This window comes from Gemmiger formicilis (assembly GCF_016901605.1).
Lineage (GTDB): Bacteria > Bacillota > Clostridia > Oscillospirales > Ruminococcaceae > Gemmiger > Gemmiger formicilis_B.
Window position 1 is genome coordinate 1 of sequence record NZ_JACJKP010000367.1, and the last position, 693, is coordinate 693.

At 58.0% G+C, this 693-nt stretch carries 2 protein-coding genes; both read right to left on the reverse strand.

Going from position 1 to position 693, the window contains the following annotated elements:
- The coding region (locus H6B10_RS14895) for a class I tRNA ligase family protein (RefSeq protein ID WP_204652297.1) at nucleotides 1-255 on the reverse strand (255 nt) is incomplete at its 3' end.
- A gap of 31 nt (nucleotides 256-286) precedes the next feature.
- A partial coding sequence (locus H6B10_RS14900) for an aspartate/glutamate racemase family protein (protein WP_204652298.1) occupies nucleotides 287-693 on the reverse strand: 407 nt, incomplete at its 5' end.

A 693-nucleotide genomic window follows, 5' to 3' on the forward strand; every position in this document is an offset into this window, starting at 1 on the left:
CAGATCCTTGACGCCCTTGGGGCCTTCCACGATGTTATCCACAAACTGCTGGGGGGTAACGCCGGCTTCCTTGGCCTTCAGTTCGATCTTCTGGCCGTGTTCGTCGGTGCCGGTCAGGAACATGACCTTGTACCCCTGCAGCCGCTTATACCGGGCCATGGCGTCGGTAGCTACGGTGCAGTAGGTGTGGCCGATGTGCAGCTTGTCGCTGGGATAGTAGATCGGCGTGGTGATGTAGAATTTTTTCTGTTCCATGTGCGATTCCTTCCTCATTGCTTAATCTGTATCAGAATCCGACGGGTGTCACGCCGCAGGCCAACAGGGCATGGCGGCAGAGAACCTCGGTACTGTCGATAAAAAAGGCATCCAGATGCTCATCCCTCTTGACGAGGCTGAGTTCGGTGCAGCCCAGCACCGCCATATTGCAGCCCTGAGATTTCAGGTCCGCCACAGCGGCGGCAAACTTGACCATATTGGCGCGGCGCCCCTGTTTGATGTCGTCGTAAATCACCGACATGATACCCTTTTGATGTTCCGGCGAAGGGACGGCCCAGGCAATTCCCTCGCGGTCGCAGGCCAGCTGGTAGGTTTCGGCCAGCAACGTTCCATCCGTTGCCAGAATGCCCAGTTTGGTGCAGCCTGCTGCTTTGGCATCGGCTGCGGTCAGCTGGGGCATGTTCAGCACCGGCACCG